This is a genomic window from Ferrovibrio sp., from assembly GCF_964218355.1.
Classification (GTDB): Bacteria; Pseudomonadota; Alphaproteobacteria; order Ferrovibrionales; family Ferrovibrionaceae; genus Ferrovibrio.
This window is the reverse complement of the sequence record NZ_CAXPMC010000016.1, coordinates 400169-415305: the sequence shown is the minus strand read 5'-3', so window position 1 is coordinate 415305 and position 15137 is coordinate 400169. Positions and strand designations below refer to the sequence as shown.

The 15137-nt window shown below is 65.5% G+C and carries 16 protein-coding genes; 10 read left to right on the top strand and 6 right to left on the bottom strand.

Annotation, left to right across the window (positions count from 1 at the left end; genetic code table 11):
* Nucleotides 1-145 precede the first annotated feature (145 nt).
* From ACEQZY_RS11215 to ACEQZY_RS11195, 5 genes are read left to right on the top strand one after another with little or no spacing between them, the layout of a single operon-like run.
* On the top strand, nt 146-613 hold the full coding sequence (locus ACEQZY_RS11215; protein ID WP_341703085.1) for a formate dehydrogenase subunit gamma: 468 nt from the start codon (nt 146-148) through the stop codon (nt 611-613).
* Complete coding sequence (locus ACEQZY_RS11210) at nt 613-2166, top strand: formate dehydrogenase beta subunit (protein ID WP_370154344.1); 1554 nt, start codon at nt 613-615, stop codon at nt 2164-2166. Before ACEQZY_RS11215 ends, ACEQZY_RS11210 begins: the two co-directional genes overlap by 1 nt.
* A 15-nt stretch (nt 2167-2181) precedes the next feature.
* Nucleotides 2182-5022: a formate dehydrogenase subunit alpha gene (gene fdhF, locus ACEQZY_RS11205; RefSeq protein ID WP_370154342.1), complete on the top strand. Its 2841-nt coding sequence runs from the start codon at nt 2182-2184 to the stop codon at nt 5020-5022.
* Nucleotides 5019-5846, top strand: coding sequence for a formate dehydrogenase accessory sulfurtransferase FdhD (gene fdhD / locus ACEQZY_RS11200; protein WP_370154340.1), 828 nt, complete (start codon nt 5019-5021; stop codon nt 5844-5846). The genes fdhF and fdhD overlap by 4 nt, the downstream gene beginning before the upstream one ends.
* 10 nt (nt 5847-5856) lie before the next feature.
* Complete coding sequence (locus ACEQZY_RS11195) at nt 5857-6066, top strand: formate dehydrogenase subunit delta (protein ID WP_341703081.1); 210 nt, start codon at nt 5857-5859, stop codon at nt 6064-6066.
* Here ACEQZY_RS11195 and ACEQZY_RS11190 read toward each other — a convergent pair.
* Nucleotides 6053-6862, bottom strand: a complete 810-nt coding sequence (locus tag ACEQZY_RS11190) for an enoyl-CoA hydratase (RefSeq protein ID WP_370154336.1) — start codon at nt 6860-6862, stop codon at nt 6053-6055. The genes ACEQZY_RS11195 and ACEQZY_RS11190 overlap by 14 nt on opposite strands.
* 85 nt (nt 6863-6947) lie before the next feature.
* On the opposite strand from ACEQZY_RS11190, the gene ACEQZY_RS11185 reads away from it, so the two are divergent.
* From ACEQZY_RS11185 to ACEQZY_RS11170, 4 genes are all read left to right on the top strand, one after another.
* Nucleotides 6948-7430 carry a nuclear transport factor 2 family protein gene (locus ACEQZY_RS11185; RefSeq protein WP_341703079.1) on the top strand — a complete coding sequence of 161 codons (483 nt, stop codon included), beginning with the start codon at nt 6948-6950 and terminating at the stop codon, nt 7428-7430.
* 44 nt (nt 7431-7474) lie between these two features.
* Nucleotides 7475-7810: a metalloregulator ArsR/SmtB family transcription factor gene (locus ACEQZY_RS11180; protein WP_341703078.1), complete on the top strand. Its 336-nt coding sequence runs from the start codon at nt 7475-7477 to the stop codon at nt 7808-7810.
* Nucleotides 7807-8370: an SRPBCC family protein gene (locus ACEQZY_RS11175; protein ID WP_370154334.1), complete on the top strand. Its 564-nt coding sequence runs from the start codon at nt 7807-7809 to the stop codon at nt 8368-8370. Before ACEQZY_RS11180 ends, ACEQZY_RS11175 begins: the two co-directional genes overlap by 4 nt.
* A 213-nt stretch (nt 8371-8583) precedes the next feature.
* Nucleotides 8584-9738 (top strand): hypothetical protein, encoded by a 1155-nt coding sequence (locus ACEQZY_RS11170; protein ID WP_370154332.1) that lies wholly within the window; start codon nt 8584-8586, stop codon nt 9736-9738.
* A gap of 61 nt (nt 9739-9799) precedes the next feature.
* On the opposite strand, the gene ACEQZY_RS11165 is transcribed toward ACEQZY_RS11170, so the two are convergent.
* Nucleotides 9800-11128, bottom strand: coding sequence for an aspartate aminotransferase family protein (locus ACEQZY_RS11165; protein WP_341703075.1), 1329 nt, complete (start codon nt 11126-11128; stop codon nt 9800-9802).
* A 168-nt stretch (nt 11129-11296) separates the two neighbouring features.
* Here ACEQZY_RS11165 and ACEQZY_RS11160 point away from each other — a divergent pair, with 168 nt between their 5' ends.
* A complete protein-coding gene (locus ACEQZY_RS11160; protein ID WP_341703074.1) occupies nt 11297-11845 on the top strand; it encodes a cupin domain-containing protein in 549 nt (182 codons plus the stop codon).
* Between the two features lie 15 nt (nt 11846-11860).
* On the opposite strand, the gene ACEQZY_RS11155 is transcribed toward ACEQZY_RS11160, so the two are convergent.
* The 4 genes from ACEQZY_RS11155 to ACEQZY_RS11140 all read right to left on the bottom strand — a co-directional run bounded on the left by ACEQZY_RS11155 (nt 11861) and on the right by ACEQZY_RS11140 (nt 15103).
* Nucleotides 11861-12211 carry a RidA family protein gene (locus tag ACEQZY_RS11155; RefSeq protein ID WP_370154328.1) on the bottom strand — a complete coding sequence of 117 codons (351 nt, stop codon included), beginning with the start codon at nt 12209-12211 and terminating at the stop codon, nt 11861-11863.
* Nucleotides 12212-12242: 31 nt separating this feature from the next.
* Nucleotides 12243-13550: a TRAP transporter large permease subunit gene (locus tag ACEQZY_RS11150; RefSeq protein ID WP_341703072.1), complete on the bottom strand. Its 1308-nt coding sequence runs from the start codon at nt 13548-13550 to the stop codon at nt 12243-12245.
* A gap of 4 nt (nt 13551-13554) precedes the next feature.
* On the bottom strand, nt 13555-14064 hold the full coding sequence (locus ACEQZY_RS11145; protein WP_341703071.1) for a TRAP transporter small permease: 510 nt from the start codon (nt 14062-14064) through the stop codon (nt 13555-13557).
* Nucleotides 14065-14125: 61 nt separating this feature from the next.
* On the bottom strand, nt 14126-15103 hold the full coding sequence (locus ACEQZY_RS11140; RefSeq protein WP_370154326.1) for a TRAP transporter substrate-binding protein: 978 nt from the start codon (nt 15101-15103) through the stop codon (nt 14126-14128).
* Between the last annotated feature and the right edge of the window lie 34 nt (nt 15104-15137).

Here is a 15137-nt window from a genome sequence, read left to right as displayed (position 1 = left end):
AGTTCTTACGGATTGGTTTTACGCCCGAATTCCATAAACACGCCAATTTTGATAGAAATGTTCTATCGCAGCATCCGACCGCTTTATTGAAGCTTCCATCCGCGGGGCAGATGATCCGCCCGTAATTGTTGGGTGGAGCGCTTCGATGTTTGCCGCTTGGGACGAAAACCGGGCCACGGAAATCATTGCACAATTTGCCGGGACGGAGGGTGCGGCGCTGCCGATGCTGCATGCCCTGCAGGCGGAGTTCGGCTTTCTGCCGGATGCCGCGCTGCTGGCCGTGGCCGATGCCCTGAACCTGTCGCGGGCGGAAATCCATGGCATCGTCAGCTTCTATCATGACTTCCGCCGCGCCCTGCCGGGCCGGCATGTGCTGAAACTCTGCCGGGCGGAGGCCTGTCAGGCAATGGGCGGCGAATCGCTGGCCAGGCAGGCGCTGGACCGGCTTGGCCTCGACTGGGGTGGCACCACCCCGGATCGCCGCCTCACCATCGAGGCCACCTACTGCCTCGGCCTCTGCGCCTGCGCGCCGGCGGCGATGATCGACGGCCGCGTGATCGGCCGGCTGGACGGCGACGGCCTCGACACGGTGATCCGGGAGGCGCGCGGCTGATGGCCAGGATTTTCATTCCCCGCGATGCCGCGGCACTGGCAGTGGGTGCCGAGGCCGTGGCCGCGGCCATCCGGACGGAAGCGGCGAAACGCAATCATGCCATCGAGGTGGTGCGCACCGGCTCACGCGGCCTGTTCTGGCTGGAGCCGATGGTCGAGGTCGAAACCCCGGCCGGGCGCATCGCCTATGGCCCGGTGCAGGCCGCCGATATTCCCAGCCTGTTCGAGGCCGGCTGGCTGATCGGCGCGGCGCATCCGCGGCGCATCGGCCGACCCGAGGACCTGCCCTTCCTGCAGCGGCAGACGCGCCTGACCTTCGCCCGCTGCGGCATCGTCGATCCGCTGTCGCTGGAGGATTACCGCAGCCATGGCGGCTATCGCGGCCTGACCCGTGCGCTGTCGCTGGGTCCGGCCGGTATCGTTGCGGAGGTGACGAAATCCGGCCTGCGCGGGCGCGGCGGTGCCGGTTTCCCGACCGGCATCAAGTGGAAGACAGTTGCCGATACTGCCGCCGACCGGAAATACATCGTCTGCAATGCCGATGAAGGCGATTCCGGCACCTTTGCCGACCGCATGCTGATGGAAGGCGACCCCTTCGTGCTGATCGAGGGGATGACGATTGCCGGCATCGCGGTGGGGGCCACCAGGGGCTATGTCTACGTGCGCTCCGAATATCCGGATGCGGTTCGGGTGATGCAGGCCGCCATCGACGTGGCGCGCGCGGCCGACTGCCTCGGCGACCGGGTCTGCGGCACTCCCTATGCCTTCGACATTGAGGTGCGGGTCGGTGCCGGGGCTTATGTCTGCGGCGAAGAAACCGCCCTGCTGGAAAGCCTGGAGGGCCGGCGCGGTGTGGTGCGGGCCAAGCCGCCGCTGCCGGCCCATAAGGGCCTGTTCGGCCGCCCGACCGTGATCAACAACCTGGTGTCGCTGGCCAGTGTGCCGGTCATCCTGGCCGAAGGCGCCCAGCATTACGCCGATATGGGCCTCGGCCGCTCGCGCGGGACCATGCCGATCCAGCTGGCCGGCAACGTGAAATACGGCGGCCTGTTCGAGGCGGCCTTCGGGCTGACGCTGGGCGAGATCGTCGACGATATCGGCGGCGGTGCCGCCTCCGGCCGGCCGGTTCGTGCCGTGCAGGCCGGCGGGCCGCTGGGAGCGTATTTCCCGCGGGCGCTGTTCGAGACGCCCTATGATTATGAGGCCTTTGCGGCCGCCGATGGCCTGATCGGCCATGGTGGCCTGGTCGTGTTCGACGATACCGTCGACATGGCGCGGATGGCCCGTTTCGCCATGGAATTCTGCGCCATCGAATCCTGCGGCAAATGCACGCCCTGCCGCATCGGCTCGACCCGCGGCGTGGAGGTGATCGACCGCATCATTGCCGGTACCGACCGGGCGGCGAACATGGCGCTGGTGGAAGACCTGTGCCAGACCATGAAATTCGGCTCGCTCTGCGCACTCGGCGGCTTCACGCCCTATCCGGTGCTGAGCGCGCTCAGGCATTTCCCCGAGGATTTCGGCCGGCCGTCCCTGGCCGCGGCCGCAGAATGACCAGGAAGGCGCCCCATGCCTCTCGTCCCTGAAACCGATTTCGGCACCCCGGCCAGCAAGGCCGAAAAGACCGTCACGCTGACCATCGACGGCATCGGCATCACCGTGCCCGAGGGCACCTCGGTGATGCGCGCCGCGATGGAAGCCGGCATCCAGGTGCCCAAGCTGTGTGCCACCGACATGGTCGATGCCTTCGGCTCCTGCCGGCTCTGTCTGGTCGAGATTGCCGGTCGCGCCGGCACGCCGGCCTCCTGCACCACGCCGGTCGCCGAGGGCATGGCGGTATCGACGCAGACGGCGCGGCTGAAACAGCTGCGCCGTGGCGTGATGGAACTGTATATCTCCGACCATCCGCTCGACTGCCTGACCTGCGCCGCCAACGGCGACTGCGAATTGCAGGACATGGCCGGTGCCGTCGGCCTGCGCGAGGTGCGCTATGGCTACGAAGGCGACAGCCATCTCGGGCAGGCCAAGGACGAAACCAATCCCTATTTCACTTTCGATGCGTCGAAATGCATTGTCTGCTCGCGCTGTGTCCGGGCCTGCGAGGAAGTGCAGGGTACCTTTGCGCTGACCATCCAGGCGCGCGGATTCGACTCGAAAGTGTCGCCCGGCATGGCGGAAGATTTCCTTGAATCGGAATGCGTGTCCTGCGGTGCCTGCGTGCAGGCCTGCCCGACGGCAACGCTGATGGAAAAGTCGGTGATCGAGATCGGCCAGCCCGAGCATTCGGTGGTCACCACCTGCGCCTATTGCGGGGTCGGCTGCAGCTTCAAGGCCGAGATGCGCGGCAACGAGGTCGTGCGCATGGTGCCCTACAAGGATGGCAAGGCCAATCGCGGTCATTCCTGCGTCAAGGGCCGCTTCGCCTGGGGCTATACCAATCACCGCGAACGCATTCTCAACCCGATGATCCGCGACAGCATCGACCAGCCCTGGCGCGAGGTCAGCTGGGAGGAAGCCATCGGCCGGGTTGCCTCGGAGTTTCGCCGCCTGCAGGACCGGTATGGCAGGCGGTCGATTGGCGGCATCACCTCGTCGCGCTGCACCAACGAGGAAACCTACCTGGTGCAGAAACTGATCCGTGCCGGCTTCGGCAACAACAACGTCGATACCTGCGCCCGCGTCTGTCATTCGCCCACCGGCTATGGCCTGAAGACCGCCTTCGGCACGTCGGCCGGTACCCAGGATTTCGATTCGGTCGAGCAGGCCGACGTGGTGATGGTGATCGGCGCCAATCCGACCGACGGTCATCCGGTTTTCGCTTCGCGCCTGAAAAAGCGTCTGCGCCAGGGCGCGAAGCTGATCGTGGTCGATCCGCGCCGCATCGATCTGGTGCGCACGCCGCATGTCGAGGCGGCCCACCACCTGCCGCTGCTGCCGGGCACCAATGTGGCCATCCTCAATGCGCTGGCCCATGTGATCGTGACCGAGGGGCTGGTCGACGAGGCCTTCGTGCGGGATCGCTGCGACTGGGAGGATTTCTCGGAATGGGCGGCCTTTGTTGCCGAGCCGCAGAACAGCCCGGAAGCGGTCGGCCCGATGGCCGGTGTCGATCCGCAGGAAATCCGGGCCGCCGCCCGGCTTTATGCCACCGGCGGCAACGGCGCGATCTATTACGGCCTCGGCGTCACCGAGCACAGCCAGGGGACGACCACCGTGATGGCCATCGCCAACCTGGCCATGGCCACCGGCAATCTCGGCCGCCCCGGCGTCGGCGTGAATCCGCTGCGCGGCCAGAACAATGTGCAAGGGTCCTGCGACATGGGGTCCTTCCCGCACGAACTGCCGGGCTATCGCCATATCTCGGATGACGCCACCCGTACCATGTTCGAAGCGGTCTGGGGCACCGGGCTCGATCACGAACCCGGCCTGCGGATTCCCAACATGCTGGATGCCGCAGTCGGCGGAACCTTCAAGGGCATCTACATCCAGGGCGAGGACATCCTGCAGTCCGACCCGAATACCCAGCATGTGGCAGCCGGCCTCGCGGCGATGGAATGCGTGGTCGTGCAGGACCTGTTCCTGAACGAAACGGCCAACTACGCCCATGTCTTCCTGCCGGGTTCGACCTTCCTCGAAAAGGACGGCACCTTCACCAATGCCGAACGCCGCATCAACCGCGTGCGCAAGGTGATGCCGCCGAAGAACGGCTATGCCGACTGGGAGATCACCCTGCTGATCGCCGAGGCCATGGGTGTGCCGATGGCATACAGCCATCCGTCCGAAGTGATGGACGAGATCGCCCGCCTGACCCCGTCTTTCGCCGGCGTATCCTATGCCCGGCTGGAGGAGATGGGCTCGGTGCAGTGGCCCTGCAACGAGCAGAAGCCGCTGGGCAGCCCGATCATGCACATGGACGGGTTCGTCCGTGGCAGAGGCAAATTCATGATCACCGAATACGTGCCCACCGAGGAGCGCACGGGTGCCCGCTTTCCGCTGCTGCTGACCACCGGGCGCATCCTGTCACAGTACAATGTCGGCGCCCAGACCCGGCGTACCGACAACGTGGTCTGGCATGAGGAGGATCGCCTCGAAATCCATCCCCATGATGCCGAGCAGCGTGGCGTGCGGGATGGCGACTGGGTGCGAATCCAGAGTCGGGCTGGCGAGACGGCCCTGCGCGCACTGATCACTGACCGGGTGGCGCCGGGCGTGGTCTATACGACCTTTCATCATCCGGCGACCCAGGCCAATGTAGTGACCACCGATTATTCCGACTGGGCCACAAACTGTCCGGAATACAAGGTCACTGCCGTGCAGATCGCACCATCCAATGGTCCGTCCGAATGGCAGGAGCAGTATCAGGATCTCGCCGGCCGCAGCCGGCGGATCGCCCGGGACGCGGCCGAATGACCGGCCCGTGCCAGCCAAGCCGGCGGGTGGTCCGGCAGGCCTGGACCGGCAGCGGTTTTGCCGGCGGCGAGCGGGCCGTGCCGGAAGAGACGGCGGTTGCAATCACCTGCAACGGCAGCACCCATGCGGTGATGATGGCAACGCCGGCGGACTGCGAGGACTTTGCCATCGGCTTCTGCCTGTCGGAGGGCATCGTCGCGACGGCGGGCGAGATCCGCGAGATCGAAGTGGTCGAGACCGCCGCCGGCCTCGATCTGCGCCTGTGGCTGGCGGATGACCGTGCCGCAGCCTATGCGGCGCGCCGCCGTGCGATAGCGGGCCCCACCGGCTGCGGCCTATGCGGCATCGAGAGCCTGGACGAGGCGATGCGGCCCGCGACCCGGGTCGACAGCGATGCGCGCTTCACGCCGGACCAGATCATTGCGGCCATGGCGACGCTGCCGCCGGCCCAGCGGCTGAACACCGTCACCCGGGCCGTGCATGGCGCCGGCTTCTGGGAGCCGGGCGCCGACCTGGTGGCGATCCGCGAGGATGTTGGCCGTCACAATGCTCTCGACAAGCTGGCCGGCGCACTGGCGCGCCAGGGCACGGCCGTGTCCCGCGGGCTGCTGCTTCTGACCAGCCGGGTTTCCGTGGAAATGGTGCAGAAGGCTGCCCGCCTCGGTGTGCCGGCTCTGGTCGCGGTGTCGGCGCCGACTTCCCTGGCCATCGCGATGGCGGAGCAGGCGGGACTGACCCTGGTCGCGGTCGCCCGTGGCAGCGAATTCGAGGTTTTCACGCGGCCCGACCGCGTGCTGCAGGGAGCCCGCGACCATGTCGCCTGACAAGCTGGTGATGATGGCCAACCAGATCGGCAGGTTCTTCACGCCGCAGCGCCGGATCGATGTTCCGGCCGCGATTGCCGATCACCTCGAAAAATTCTGGGATCCGGCCATGCGGGCGGCAATCGTCGCGCATCTGGAGGCCGGCGGTGCCGGCCTTGATCCACCGGTTCGCGCGGCCGTTGCCCGGCTGAGGAAACCGGTAGCGACTATGCCCCGGTAAAGCGTGCCGGCCGTTTCTCGACGAAATGGGCGACGCCCTCGCGGAAATCGGCACTCCGGAAGCTTTGCAGCATCTCGGCATTGCCGATGGCGGTTGCTTCGGCCAGGGTCTGGAACTGCGCATCCCATAGCTGACGCTTCATCACCTTCAGCGAGCGCGGCGAGACATTGGCCGCCAGATCGGCCGCGTAAGCGCGAACCTCGCCCATCAGCTGCCCGCCGGGGACAGCCCGATCCACCAGCCCGATGCGCAATGCTTCGGCGGCATCGACCTTGCGGGCGGAGAACATCAGGTCCATGGCCCGCGCCGGGCCGACCAGGCGCGGCAGCAGCCAGCTGATACCGTGTTCGGCGATCAGTCCGCGCCGCGAAAAGGCGGTGGTGAACACGGCGCTGTCGGCAGCAAAGCGCATGTCGCAATACAGCGCCATGATCATGCCCAGGCCGGCTGCCGGACCGTTCACGGCAGCGATGACCGGCTTCGGGATGGACGGGAAATAGCCGTACTGCATCTGGAAATCCGGCCGCGCGGTCAGGTCGAAGGCCGGTGGTGGGCCCCGGCGTTCGCCGCCACCCTGGATATTGTTGAGCAGGTCCATGTCGGCGCCGGCACAGAAGCCACGGCCGGCGCCGGTCAGCAGGATCACCCGCACGGCGGCATCTTCTGCTGCCCGTGCCATCGCCGCCCGCACCTCCGTTTCCATGGTCGTGGTCCAGGCATTCAGCCGGTCCGGCCGGTTGAGTGTGACTGTCGCAACGGCATCAGTCACATCGTACAGGATCTCGGTATAGGCCATGGCCGGCGTCTCCTCCTTGCTTTTGCGGCAATGCTGCTACACTGCGGCCCGCGAAACAACGGAGAAGACAACGGGAGAAAGCGTCATGATCACCAGCGCGGAACTGCAGGCCCTGCTTGATGCCATGACTGCCGCAGCGGAAAGCGGCGACAGTGCCGGCTTCGCTGCGGCGTTTACCGGGGATGCGGTCTATCACGACTATATCTACGGGGATCACGCCGGCCATGCCGGAATCCGCAGCATGCTGGACGAGCATTTCCTGCGCGACGCGACGGATTATCACTGGAAGTTCTTCGATGCGGTGTGTGATGGCGATCATGGCTATGCCTGGTCGCTGTCGCGCTTCGTCTCGACGGTGCCGGAATTCGCCGGCCGGCCGGTTCTGATCGATGGGATGAGCCGGTTCCGCCTGCGCGGCGGACTGATCGCCGAATACTGGGAATCGGTCAATGGCGGCATCGCAATGGCGCAGCTGGGCGTGGCCCCGGCCCGCATGGAAAAGGTGTTCCGCAAATGGGGCGGCTGGCTGGAGGCGAGGCCGGAGGTGCGCCGGTATCTGGGTCTTTAAATTAATTGTTGACTTAATTAAGCAGAAATCATAAATAAAGGCCCATGCAGGGCTTCGCCGCGCTTTCCGATCCTACCCGCCGCCGCATCGTCGAGATGCTGGGGCAGGGCGAATTGTCGGCCGGGGAGATCGGCGCAGTCTTTGCCATGAGCGCACCGGCGGTGTCGCAGCATCTGAAGGTGCTGCGCGAGGCGCGGCTGGTGCAGGTCCGCGCCGAGGCCCAGCGGCGCATCTACAGCCTCGATCCGGCGGGTCTGGCCGAGATGGACCGCTGGATCGCCCAGGTGCGGCGTTTCTGGGGCCCGCGTCTCGACGATCTCGAGCGCGAACTGCGCCAGCCGGAGCGGCCGGCAGCGAAACCGAAAGGACGCAGGAAATGAGCGGCGAAGTGATCGACAACGATGCCTATGGCCAGGTGCTGGAATCCGGCGCGGTGCGGTTCCGCCGCCTGCTGCCGGGACCCGTCGAACGGGTCTGGAGCTACATCACCGAACCGGAGAAACGCGCGGTCTGGCTCGCGTCCGGCAGCATGGAGCTGCGTGTTGGCGGTCGCGTGGTGCTGAATTTCCACAATGCCCTGCTGGCGCCGGCGGGAGAGCCGGTGCCGGAATGGCTGCAGCCCTATTCCGGCCCGCTGACCCAGCGCGGCCGCATCACCCAGCTCGATCCGCCGCAGCTTCTGGCCATGACCTGGGGCGAGGCCGAGGATGGCAGCCCCGCTTCCGAGGTGGTTTTCGAACTGACCCCGCAGGGCCGCGACGTGCTGCTGGTTCTGACCCACCGCCGGCTGACCAGCGGTACCGAAGGCCTCATGGTTTCCTGTGGCTGGCATGTGCATATGGGTGTACTGATCGCCAGGCTGAAAGGCGATCCGCAGCCGGCCTACTGGGGCCGGTTCGACCAGGTGCAGGCGCATTATAAAACGCTCTTCACAGCCTGAAGCCCCGTAATTGAAAAGCCCGATCCTGCGGTCGGGCTTTTCTGCGCGTGCCGGCGCCGCACCGATTACACCTGTATACAAGCACGCAGAATTCCGCCCGCGCCGGAGATTGCGGGTATACCCGTGCATGGCGACCCGCCATAGTCGTGCAGAGACGCGCGCCAGAAGCGCGCGCCTGAAACGGGGTCGTCATTCGGCAGGCGCGGGGAAGATATGCTGACGCTTCTGTTGCAGTTCTCGGATCGGATCAATACGGCTGCCGCACAGGTCATTGCCGCGCGCGAGGCTTCCGGCGCGACCGCTGCCAGCGCGGCAGTCCTGCCCGGCCTCGTTGCCGCCGCTGCACCGTCATTCGCCGGCATCAGGCAGGCGGTTGCGAAACTGCCCGCAGCCGAGCGGGCCGGCCTGTATGATGAACTGAACGCGCTGACAGCACGGAATGGACCGGCGCGGCGGAATGCATCCCTGGCGGCGCGCGTCGCCGGCCTGGTGCTGCATCCGAAGCTGGGCAGCGCCACAGACGATGCGATCCTGCTGTATCTTCTGTTCTGGCTGCTGGACCAGCTGGTGATCGCCGATTTCGTGGCCATGAAGCAGCCCTTCGATCTGCGGAATCCATCACCGGACTACTGGTATCAACGCACCGATACGGCCGGCAGCCATGCATTCAACACCGCCGATGGCTGCTATCTGGTCAACAGCATTCCGGCGATACCAAAGCCGTCATCGGGTCAGGCGCTGCAATATTTCAATGCCGAGATCTACAACAGCACACAGACATCGGTTCAGCCCAGGAATGTGATCGTCAATCTCTTTCCGGTCGACGATCCGAAAACCGATCCGGCACATTTCTGGTACGACCTGTTTCTCAATGTGCCTTATTCCCCCGCCACCGGCCTGCGCTTCGAGGCCGAGGTCAAGGCCTCGAACCCTGATGGCGGCTCGCGTGGCTGGGGCTTCTGGAACACGGATGTGTTCCCGCTCAGCATGCAGATTGCGTGGTTCATCCAGCTGCAAGGCCAGAGCGGACCGGGCGAGAAGCCGCTTTATCCCAATGGATTCTATGCCACCGTCCAGAACGGCCTGACGGTCAGGTCGGTGCCGCTGGCGGGGGTGGATATCCAGGCCTGGCATCATTACCGCATCGATGTGACGGCCGCGGCGGTGGAGTTCTTCATCGATGGGCAGTCTGTGTTTGCGATATCCGACCCGGCTGCGATTCCCTCCGCGCCGATGGCTTTTCATGACTGGGTCGACAATGCCGTCTTCGGGTTCGAGGGCGGCGTGATCACGCATATCCTGCAGACCACCACCCTGCCGCGCAGCAACGCCATGAAGAATCTGCGGCTCAGCAGCCTGACATCATAGCCGGTCAACGAAAAAGCCCGGCCTTGCGGCCGGGCTTTGCCATGGAGTGAACCGGCTGCGGTCAGTTCACGCTCTGGATTGCATCCTTCAGGATGCCGAAGATGTCGTCGATATGGCCCTTGTTGAGGATCAGCGGCGGCGACAGGGCGATGGTGTCGCCGGTCAGGCGGCACATCAGGCCGGTCTCGTAGGCCTTCACGAACACCTCATAGCCGCGTTTGCCGACCCCGTCCTCGCGCGAGGCCAGCTCGATGCCGGCCATGATGCCGCAATTGCGGATGTCGATGACGTTCTTCACGCCCTTCAGGCTGTGCACGGCGTCTTCCCAGTAGGGTGACAGCGCCTTGGCATTCTCGAAAATGCCTTCGTCGCGATAGACATCCAGGGTGGCGATGCCGGCGGCGCAGGCGAGGGCATGGGCCGAGTAGGTATAGCCGTGGAACAGCTCGATCATGTTCTCCGGCCCCTGCATGAAGGCGTCATGCACGTGTTTGCGGGTGAAGACCGCGGCGGCCGGCACGGCCGCATTGGTCAGGCCCTTGGCCACCGTCATCATGTCGGGAATCACGCCGAAGGTATCGGCGCCGAAAGCGGCACCGGTGCGGCCGAAGCCGCAGATCACCTCGTCGAAGATCAGCAGGATACCGTGCTTGTCGCAGATCTGCCGCAGCTTCTGCAGATAGCCCTTCGGCGGGATCAGCACGCCGGTCGAGCCCGCCACCGGCTCGACGATCACCGCAGCGATGGTGCTGGCGTCATGCAGGGCGACGATGCGTTCAAGATCGTCGGCCAGATGCGCGCCCCAGTCGGGCTGGCCCTTCGAGAAGGCCATGTCCTTCAGGCTGTGGGTATGCGGCAGGTGATCGACGCCGGCCAGCAGCGGGCCGAAGACCTTACGGTTGGAGACGATGCCGCCCACCGAGATGCCGCCGAAGCCGACGCCGTGATAGCCGCGCTCGCGGCCGATCAGCCGGGTGCGGGCGCCTTCGCCGCGGGCACGGTGATAGGCGATGGCGATCTTCAGCGCGGTATCGACCGCTTCCGAGCCCGAGTTGGCGAAGAAGACATGGTTCAGGTCGCCCGGGGCCAGATGGGCCAGGCGGGCGGCGAATTCAAAGGCCTTCGGATGGCCCATCTGGAAGGTCGGCGCGAAATCCATCTCCGCCGCCTGTTTCTGGATCGCGTCGATGATCGGCTGGCGGCAGTGCCCGGCATTCACGCACCACAGGCCGGCGCTGCCGTCGATGACCTGGCGGCCGTCATGGGTGGTGTAATGCATGTCCTTGGCACCGACCAGCAGACGGGGCTTGGCCTTGAACTGGCGATTGGCGGTGAACGGCATCCAGAAGGATTCGAGGTCGTTCGGAACGGCGGCGGTGGCAACGGCCATAAGGCTCTCCATGGGGTGTCGGCAGGGCACGGGTCCGGCCGATATTCGGCGAGTTTCACCGGCCCGGATACTCTATTTCTTTGATTCTGCAAGCTGTTGATTTTGCAGGGCGGAATGTCAGAATGTTCAGGATATTGAACACCTGAACAGCCCGACGGAGCATCCGCCATGGAGATCGATATCGGGGCCCGGCTGAAAGCAGTGCGGCAGGCCCGCAAACTGTCGCAGCGCGAACTGGCGCGCCGGGCCGGGGTGACCAACGCGACCGTCTCGCTGATCGAGTCGAACCAGGTCAATCCCTCGGTCGGTGCACTGAAACGGGTTCTCGACGGTGTGCCGATGGGGCTGGCCGAGTTTTTTGCCCAGGACATGGCTGTTCCCCGCCAGGCTTTCTACAAGGCCGAGGAGCTGACCGAGGTCGGCCGCGGCAAGATCAGCTTCCGCCAGGTCGGTGCCGATCTCGCCGGCCGGGCCCTGCAGATCCTGGTCGAGCGCTATGCGCCCGGCGCCGATACCGGCCGGGTGCCGCTGAAGCATGAGGGCGAGGAGGGTGGCATCGTGATCCGCGGCCGGCTGGAAGTGACCGTGGCCGGCCAGACCCGGGTGCTGGGCCCCGGCGATGCCTATTATTTCGAGAGCAGCCAGCCGCACCGTTTCCGCAATATCGGCGGCGAGGCCTGCGAGATCGTCAGCGCCTGCACGCCGCCCAGTTTCTGAGGGCGGGCACCGGCATCAGTCTTTCGTGGCCGCGACGGCGACGATCTCGATCAGGTCGCCGTCTTCCAGGCTGGCGCCGATGCAGGCGCGCTGCGGCGGATTGTCCTGGTCGACCCAGCCCAGCCAGACCTCGTTCATCTGCGGTTTCAGCGCCATGTCGGTGATGTAGACCGTAACCGACAGCAGCCGGCTCTTGTCGGTACCGGCCGCGGCCAGCTGGTGGTCCAGCTTGGCCAGCGCCTCGGCGGCCTGCTTGCGCATGTCGAGGTCGTAGGTATCCGCCGTGGCGACGGTGAAGACCATGCCGTTCCAGACAGTGGTCTGGGCACGGCCCGGGGCGCCGGGAAAGCGGCTGATCGGCAGCATGGCGGATGTTTCCTTCTCGAAAGGCCGTGCTTCAGCCCGGCCCGATCATCTGCGCCGGCAGCCAGGTGGCGATGCCGGGGAAGATGAAGATCAGGGCCACCGCGATGCACATCAGCAGGAACAGCGGAAAGGTGACGCGGGCAATGTAGGTGATCTGGTGGCCGGTCATGCCCTGCAGCACGAACAGGTTGAAGCCGACCGGCGGCGTGATCTGGGCCATCTCGACGACGAGAACGACGAAAATGCCGAACCAGATCAGGTCGATGCCGGCGCGTTCGATCATCGGCAGCACCACGGCCATGGTCAGCACCACCATGGAAATGCCGTCCAGGAAGCAGCCGATCAGGATGTAGAAGATGGTGAGGGCGATGATCAGCAGGGCAGGGCTGAGGCCGAGATGGTCGATCCAGTCGGCCAGCTGGCGCGGCAGGCCGGTGAAGCCCATGGCAAGGGTGAGGAAGGCGGCGCCCGACAGGATCAACGCGATCATGCAGCTGAGCCGGGTGGCACCCAGCAGGCTTTCCTTGAAAGTGGCCCAGGTCAGGCTGCCCTGCGCGCGCGAGATCGCCAGGGCGCCGACCACGCCCAGCGCCGCCGCCTCGGTGGCGGTGGCAAAACCGGTATAGATCGAGCCAAGCACGGCAAGGATCAGGCCGATGGTCGGCAGCAGGCTGCGCGAAGCCCACAGCTTCTGGCCGAAGGACAGGCGCTCGGCCGGCTGCGGTATGCTGCCGGGCTTCAGCCAGGCGTTGACCATGACATAGCCCATGAACAGGCCGGCCAGCAGGATGCCGGGCAGCACCCCGGCGATGAACAGCTTGGCGATCGAGACTTCGGCGGCAACGCCGTAGACGATCATGATCAGGGACGGCGGGATCAGCAGGCCGAGCGTGCCGGAACCGGCCAGCGTGCCGACGATCAGGCCTTCCGGATACTTCCTGGCGCGCAGTTCGGGGATGGTCATCTTGCCGATGGTTGCGCAGGTGGCGGCGGACGAGCCGGAGACGGCGGCAAAGATGGTGCAGCCGATGATGTTGGTGTGCAGCAGGCGGCCGGGGATGTTGGTCATCCACGGCGCCAGGCCGCGGAACATGTCTTCCGACAGCCGGGTGCGGAACAGGATTTCGCCCATCCAGATGAACATCGGCAGGGCGGTCAGCGTCCAGCTGGTCGACGAGCCCCAGATGGTGGTCAGCATGGCATCGCCGACCGGTCGCGTGGTGAACAGGGCCATGGCGATCCAGCCGCAGGCGATCAGGCCGAGCCCGATCCACAGGCCCGCCGCAAACAGCGCGAAGAGGGCGACGATCAGGAAAACGGCAATCAGGATCTGGTCCATCGTCCTATTCCGTGTGCGAGATGTCGGAATGACCGGCCGCCGGCGCCTTGCCGCGCAGCACCAGGACGAATTCCTCGATGAAGGCCAGCGCGAAAACCGTGGTGCCGACGGCGATGCCGAGCTGCGGAATCCACAGCGGCGAGGCATCGTTGGCCGACGAGATGTCGTGGAATTTCCACGACCACCAGGTCATCTTGATGCTGTAGAAGGCAAAGGCGCCCGAGACCGCAACGGCCAGTGCCAGGCAGAACAGCTCGAAGCCGCGCCGGGTGCGGCCGGTCAGGCGGCCGATCACCAGGGTCACGCGGATATGGTCGCCATGGGTGAAGGTGCCGGCCAGCGCCAGGAAGGCAGCCGCAGCCATGCAGTATCCGGCATAGGCGTCGATGCCGCGGATATAGAAATCGAACTGGCGTCCGGCGATGCTGATCAGGATGGTCCCCAGCAGGGCGATCATGAACAGGCCGGCCAGCCAGAGGCAGGCGCGATAGAGCGGCGCAAGCGGGGATGTCATTGGAAAATCCGGAGCCGAAAGGGAGCCGGGCGGGCCCTGATGGGTCCGCCCGGCTGGATCGTTACATTTTCTTGTAGGCGTCGACGATGGCGGCGCCGTCGGCACCGGCCTTCTTGGTCCATTCCTCGATCATGGTGGCGCCGACCTGCTGCAGGCCCGTCTTCAGCTCGGCGCTGGGCGGGGCCACGGTCATGCCGTTCTTCACCAGGTCGGCCTTCGACGATTCCGTCTCGGCCTTCGAGGCATCCCAGCCGCGCTTTTCGGCGGCGGCGGCGGCATCGGTCAGGGCCTTCTGGGTGGCGGCATCCAGCTTCTTGAAGGCATCGCTGTTGACGATCACGATGTTCTTCGGCAGCCAGGCCTGGGCGTCATAGAAATACTTCAGGCTTTCCCAGACCTTGCTGTCGCGGCCGGTCGAGCCCGAGGTCATGAAGGTGGTCACCGTGCCGGTCGCCAGCGCCTGGGCCAGTTCGGCGGCCTGGATGGTCACCGGCTGGGCGCCGACCAGTTCGGCGATGCGCGAGGTGGCCGGGCTGTAGGCGCGCCACTTGGTGCCCTTCAGGTCGGTAATGGTCTTCAGTTCCGTCTTGGCATAGATGCCCTGCGGCGGCCACGGCACGGCATAGAGCGCCATCATGCCCTGCTCGGTCAGCTTCTTCTCGATCACCGGCTTCTGCGCTTTCCACAGCTTGGCGGCATCGTCATAGCTGGTGGCGAGGAACGGCACGCCATCGGCGCCGAAAGCCGCAATCTCGTTCTCGACGTTGACCATCAGCACTTCGCCGAGCTGGACCTGGCCAGTCTGCACCGCGCGCTTGATCTCCGGCGCCTTGAACAGCGAGGCACCCGGATGGACGGTGATGTCGAGCTTGCCGCCGGACATCTTCTTCACATCCTCGGCGAAGGTCACCAGGTTCTTGGAATGGAAGTTGTTGGCGCCGTAGGCACCGGGCAGGTCCCACTTGGTCTGCGCATGGGTGGCGCCGGCGACCAAAGCGGTACCCAGCACGGCTGTCGAAAGCCACGTCTTAAAAGACATCTGTCTGATCTCCCCGTTGAGACAAGCCACTGCT

Coding starts and splice junctions, on each gene's coding strand:
- ACEQZY_RS11215 (WP_341703085.1), top strand. CDS start 146: ATGTTTGCCGCTTGGGACGAAAACCGGGCCACGGAAATCATTGCACAA.
- ACEQZY_RS11210 (WP_370154344.1), top strand. CDS start 613: ATGGCCAGGATTTTCATTCCCCGCGATGCCGCGGCACTGGCAGTGGGT.
- fdhF (WP_370154342.1), top strand. CDS start 2,182: ATGCCTCTCGTCCCTGAAACCGATTTCGGCACCCCGGCCAGCAAGGCC.
- fdhD (WP_370154340.1), top strand. CDS start 5,019: ATGACCGGCCCGTGCCAGCCAAGCCGGCGGGTGGTCCGGCAGGCCTGG.
- ACEQZY_RS11195 (WP_341703081.1), top strand. CDS start 5,857: ATGATGGCCAACCAGATCGGCAGGTTCTTCACGCCGCAGCGCCGGATC.
- ACEQZY_RS11190 (WP_370154336.1), bottom strand. CDS start 6,862: ATGGCCTATACCGAGATCCTGTACGATGTGACTGATGCCGTTGCGACA.
- ACEQZY_RS11185 (WP_341703079.1), top strand. CDS start 6,948: ATGATCACCAGCGCGGAACTGCAGGCCCTGCTTGATGCCATGACTGCC.
- ACEQZY_RS11180 (WP_341703078.1), top strand. CDS start 7,475: ATGCAGGGCTTCGCCGCGCTTTCCGATCCTACCCGCCGCCGCATCGTC.
- ACEQZY_RS11175 (WP_370154334.1), top strand. CDS start 7,807: ATGAGCGGCGAAGTGATCGACAACGATGCCTATGGCCAGGTGCTGGAA.
- ACEQZY_RS11170 (WP_370154332.1), top strand. CDS start 8,584: ATGCTGACGCTTCTGTTGCAGTTCTCGGATCGGATCAATACGGCTGCC.
- ACEQZY_RS11165 (WP_341703075.1), bottom strand. CDS start 11,128: ATGGCCGTTGCCACCGCCGCCGTTCCGAACGACCTCGAATCCTTCTGG.
- ACEQZY_RS11160 (WP_341703074.1), top strand. CDS start 11,297: ATGGAGATCGATATCGGGGCCCGGCTGAAAGCAGTGCGGCAGGCCCGC.
- ACEQZY_RS11155 (WP_370154328.1), bottom strand. CDS start 12,211: ATGCTGCCGATCAGCCGCTTTCCCGGCGCCCCGGGCCGTGCCCAGACC.
- ACEQZY_RS11150 (WP_341703072.1), bottom strand. CDS start 13,550: ATGGACCAGATCCTGATTGCCGTTTTCCTGATCGTCGCCCTCTTCGCG.
- ACEQZY_RS11145 (WP_341703071.1), bottom strand. CDS start 14,064: ATGACATCCCCGCTTGCGCCGCTCTATCGCGCCTGCCTCTGGCTGGCC.
- ACEQZY_RS11140 (WP_370154326.1), bottom strand. CDS start 15,103: ATGTCTTTTAAGACGTGGCTTTCGACAGCCGTGCTGGGTACCGCTTTG.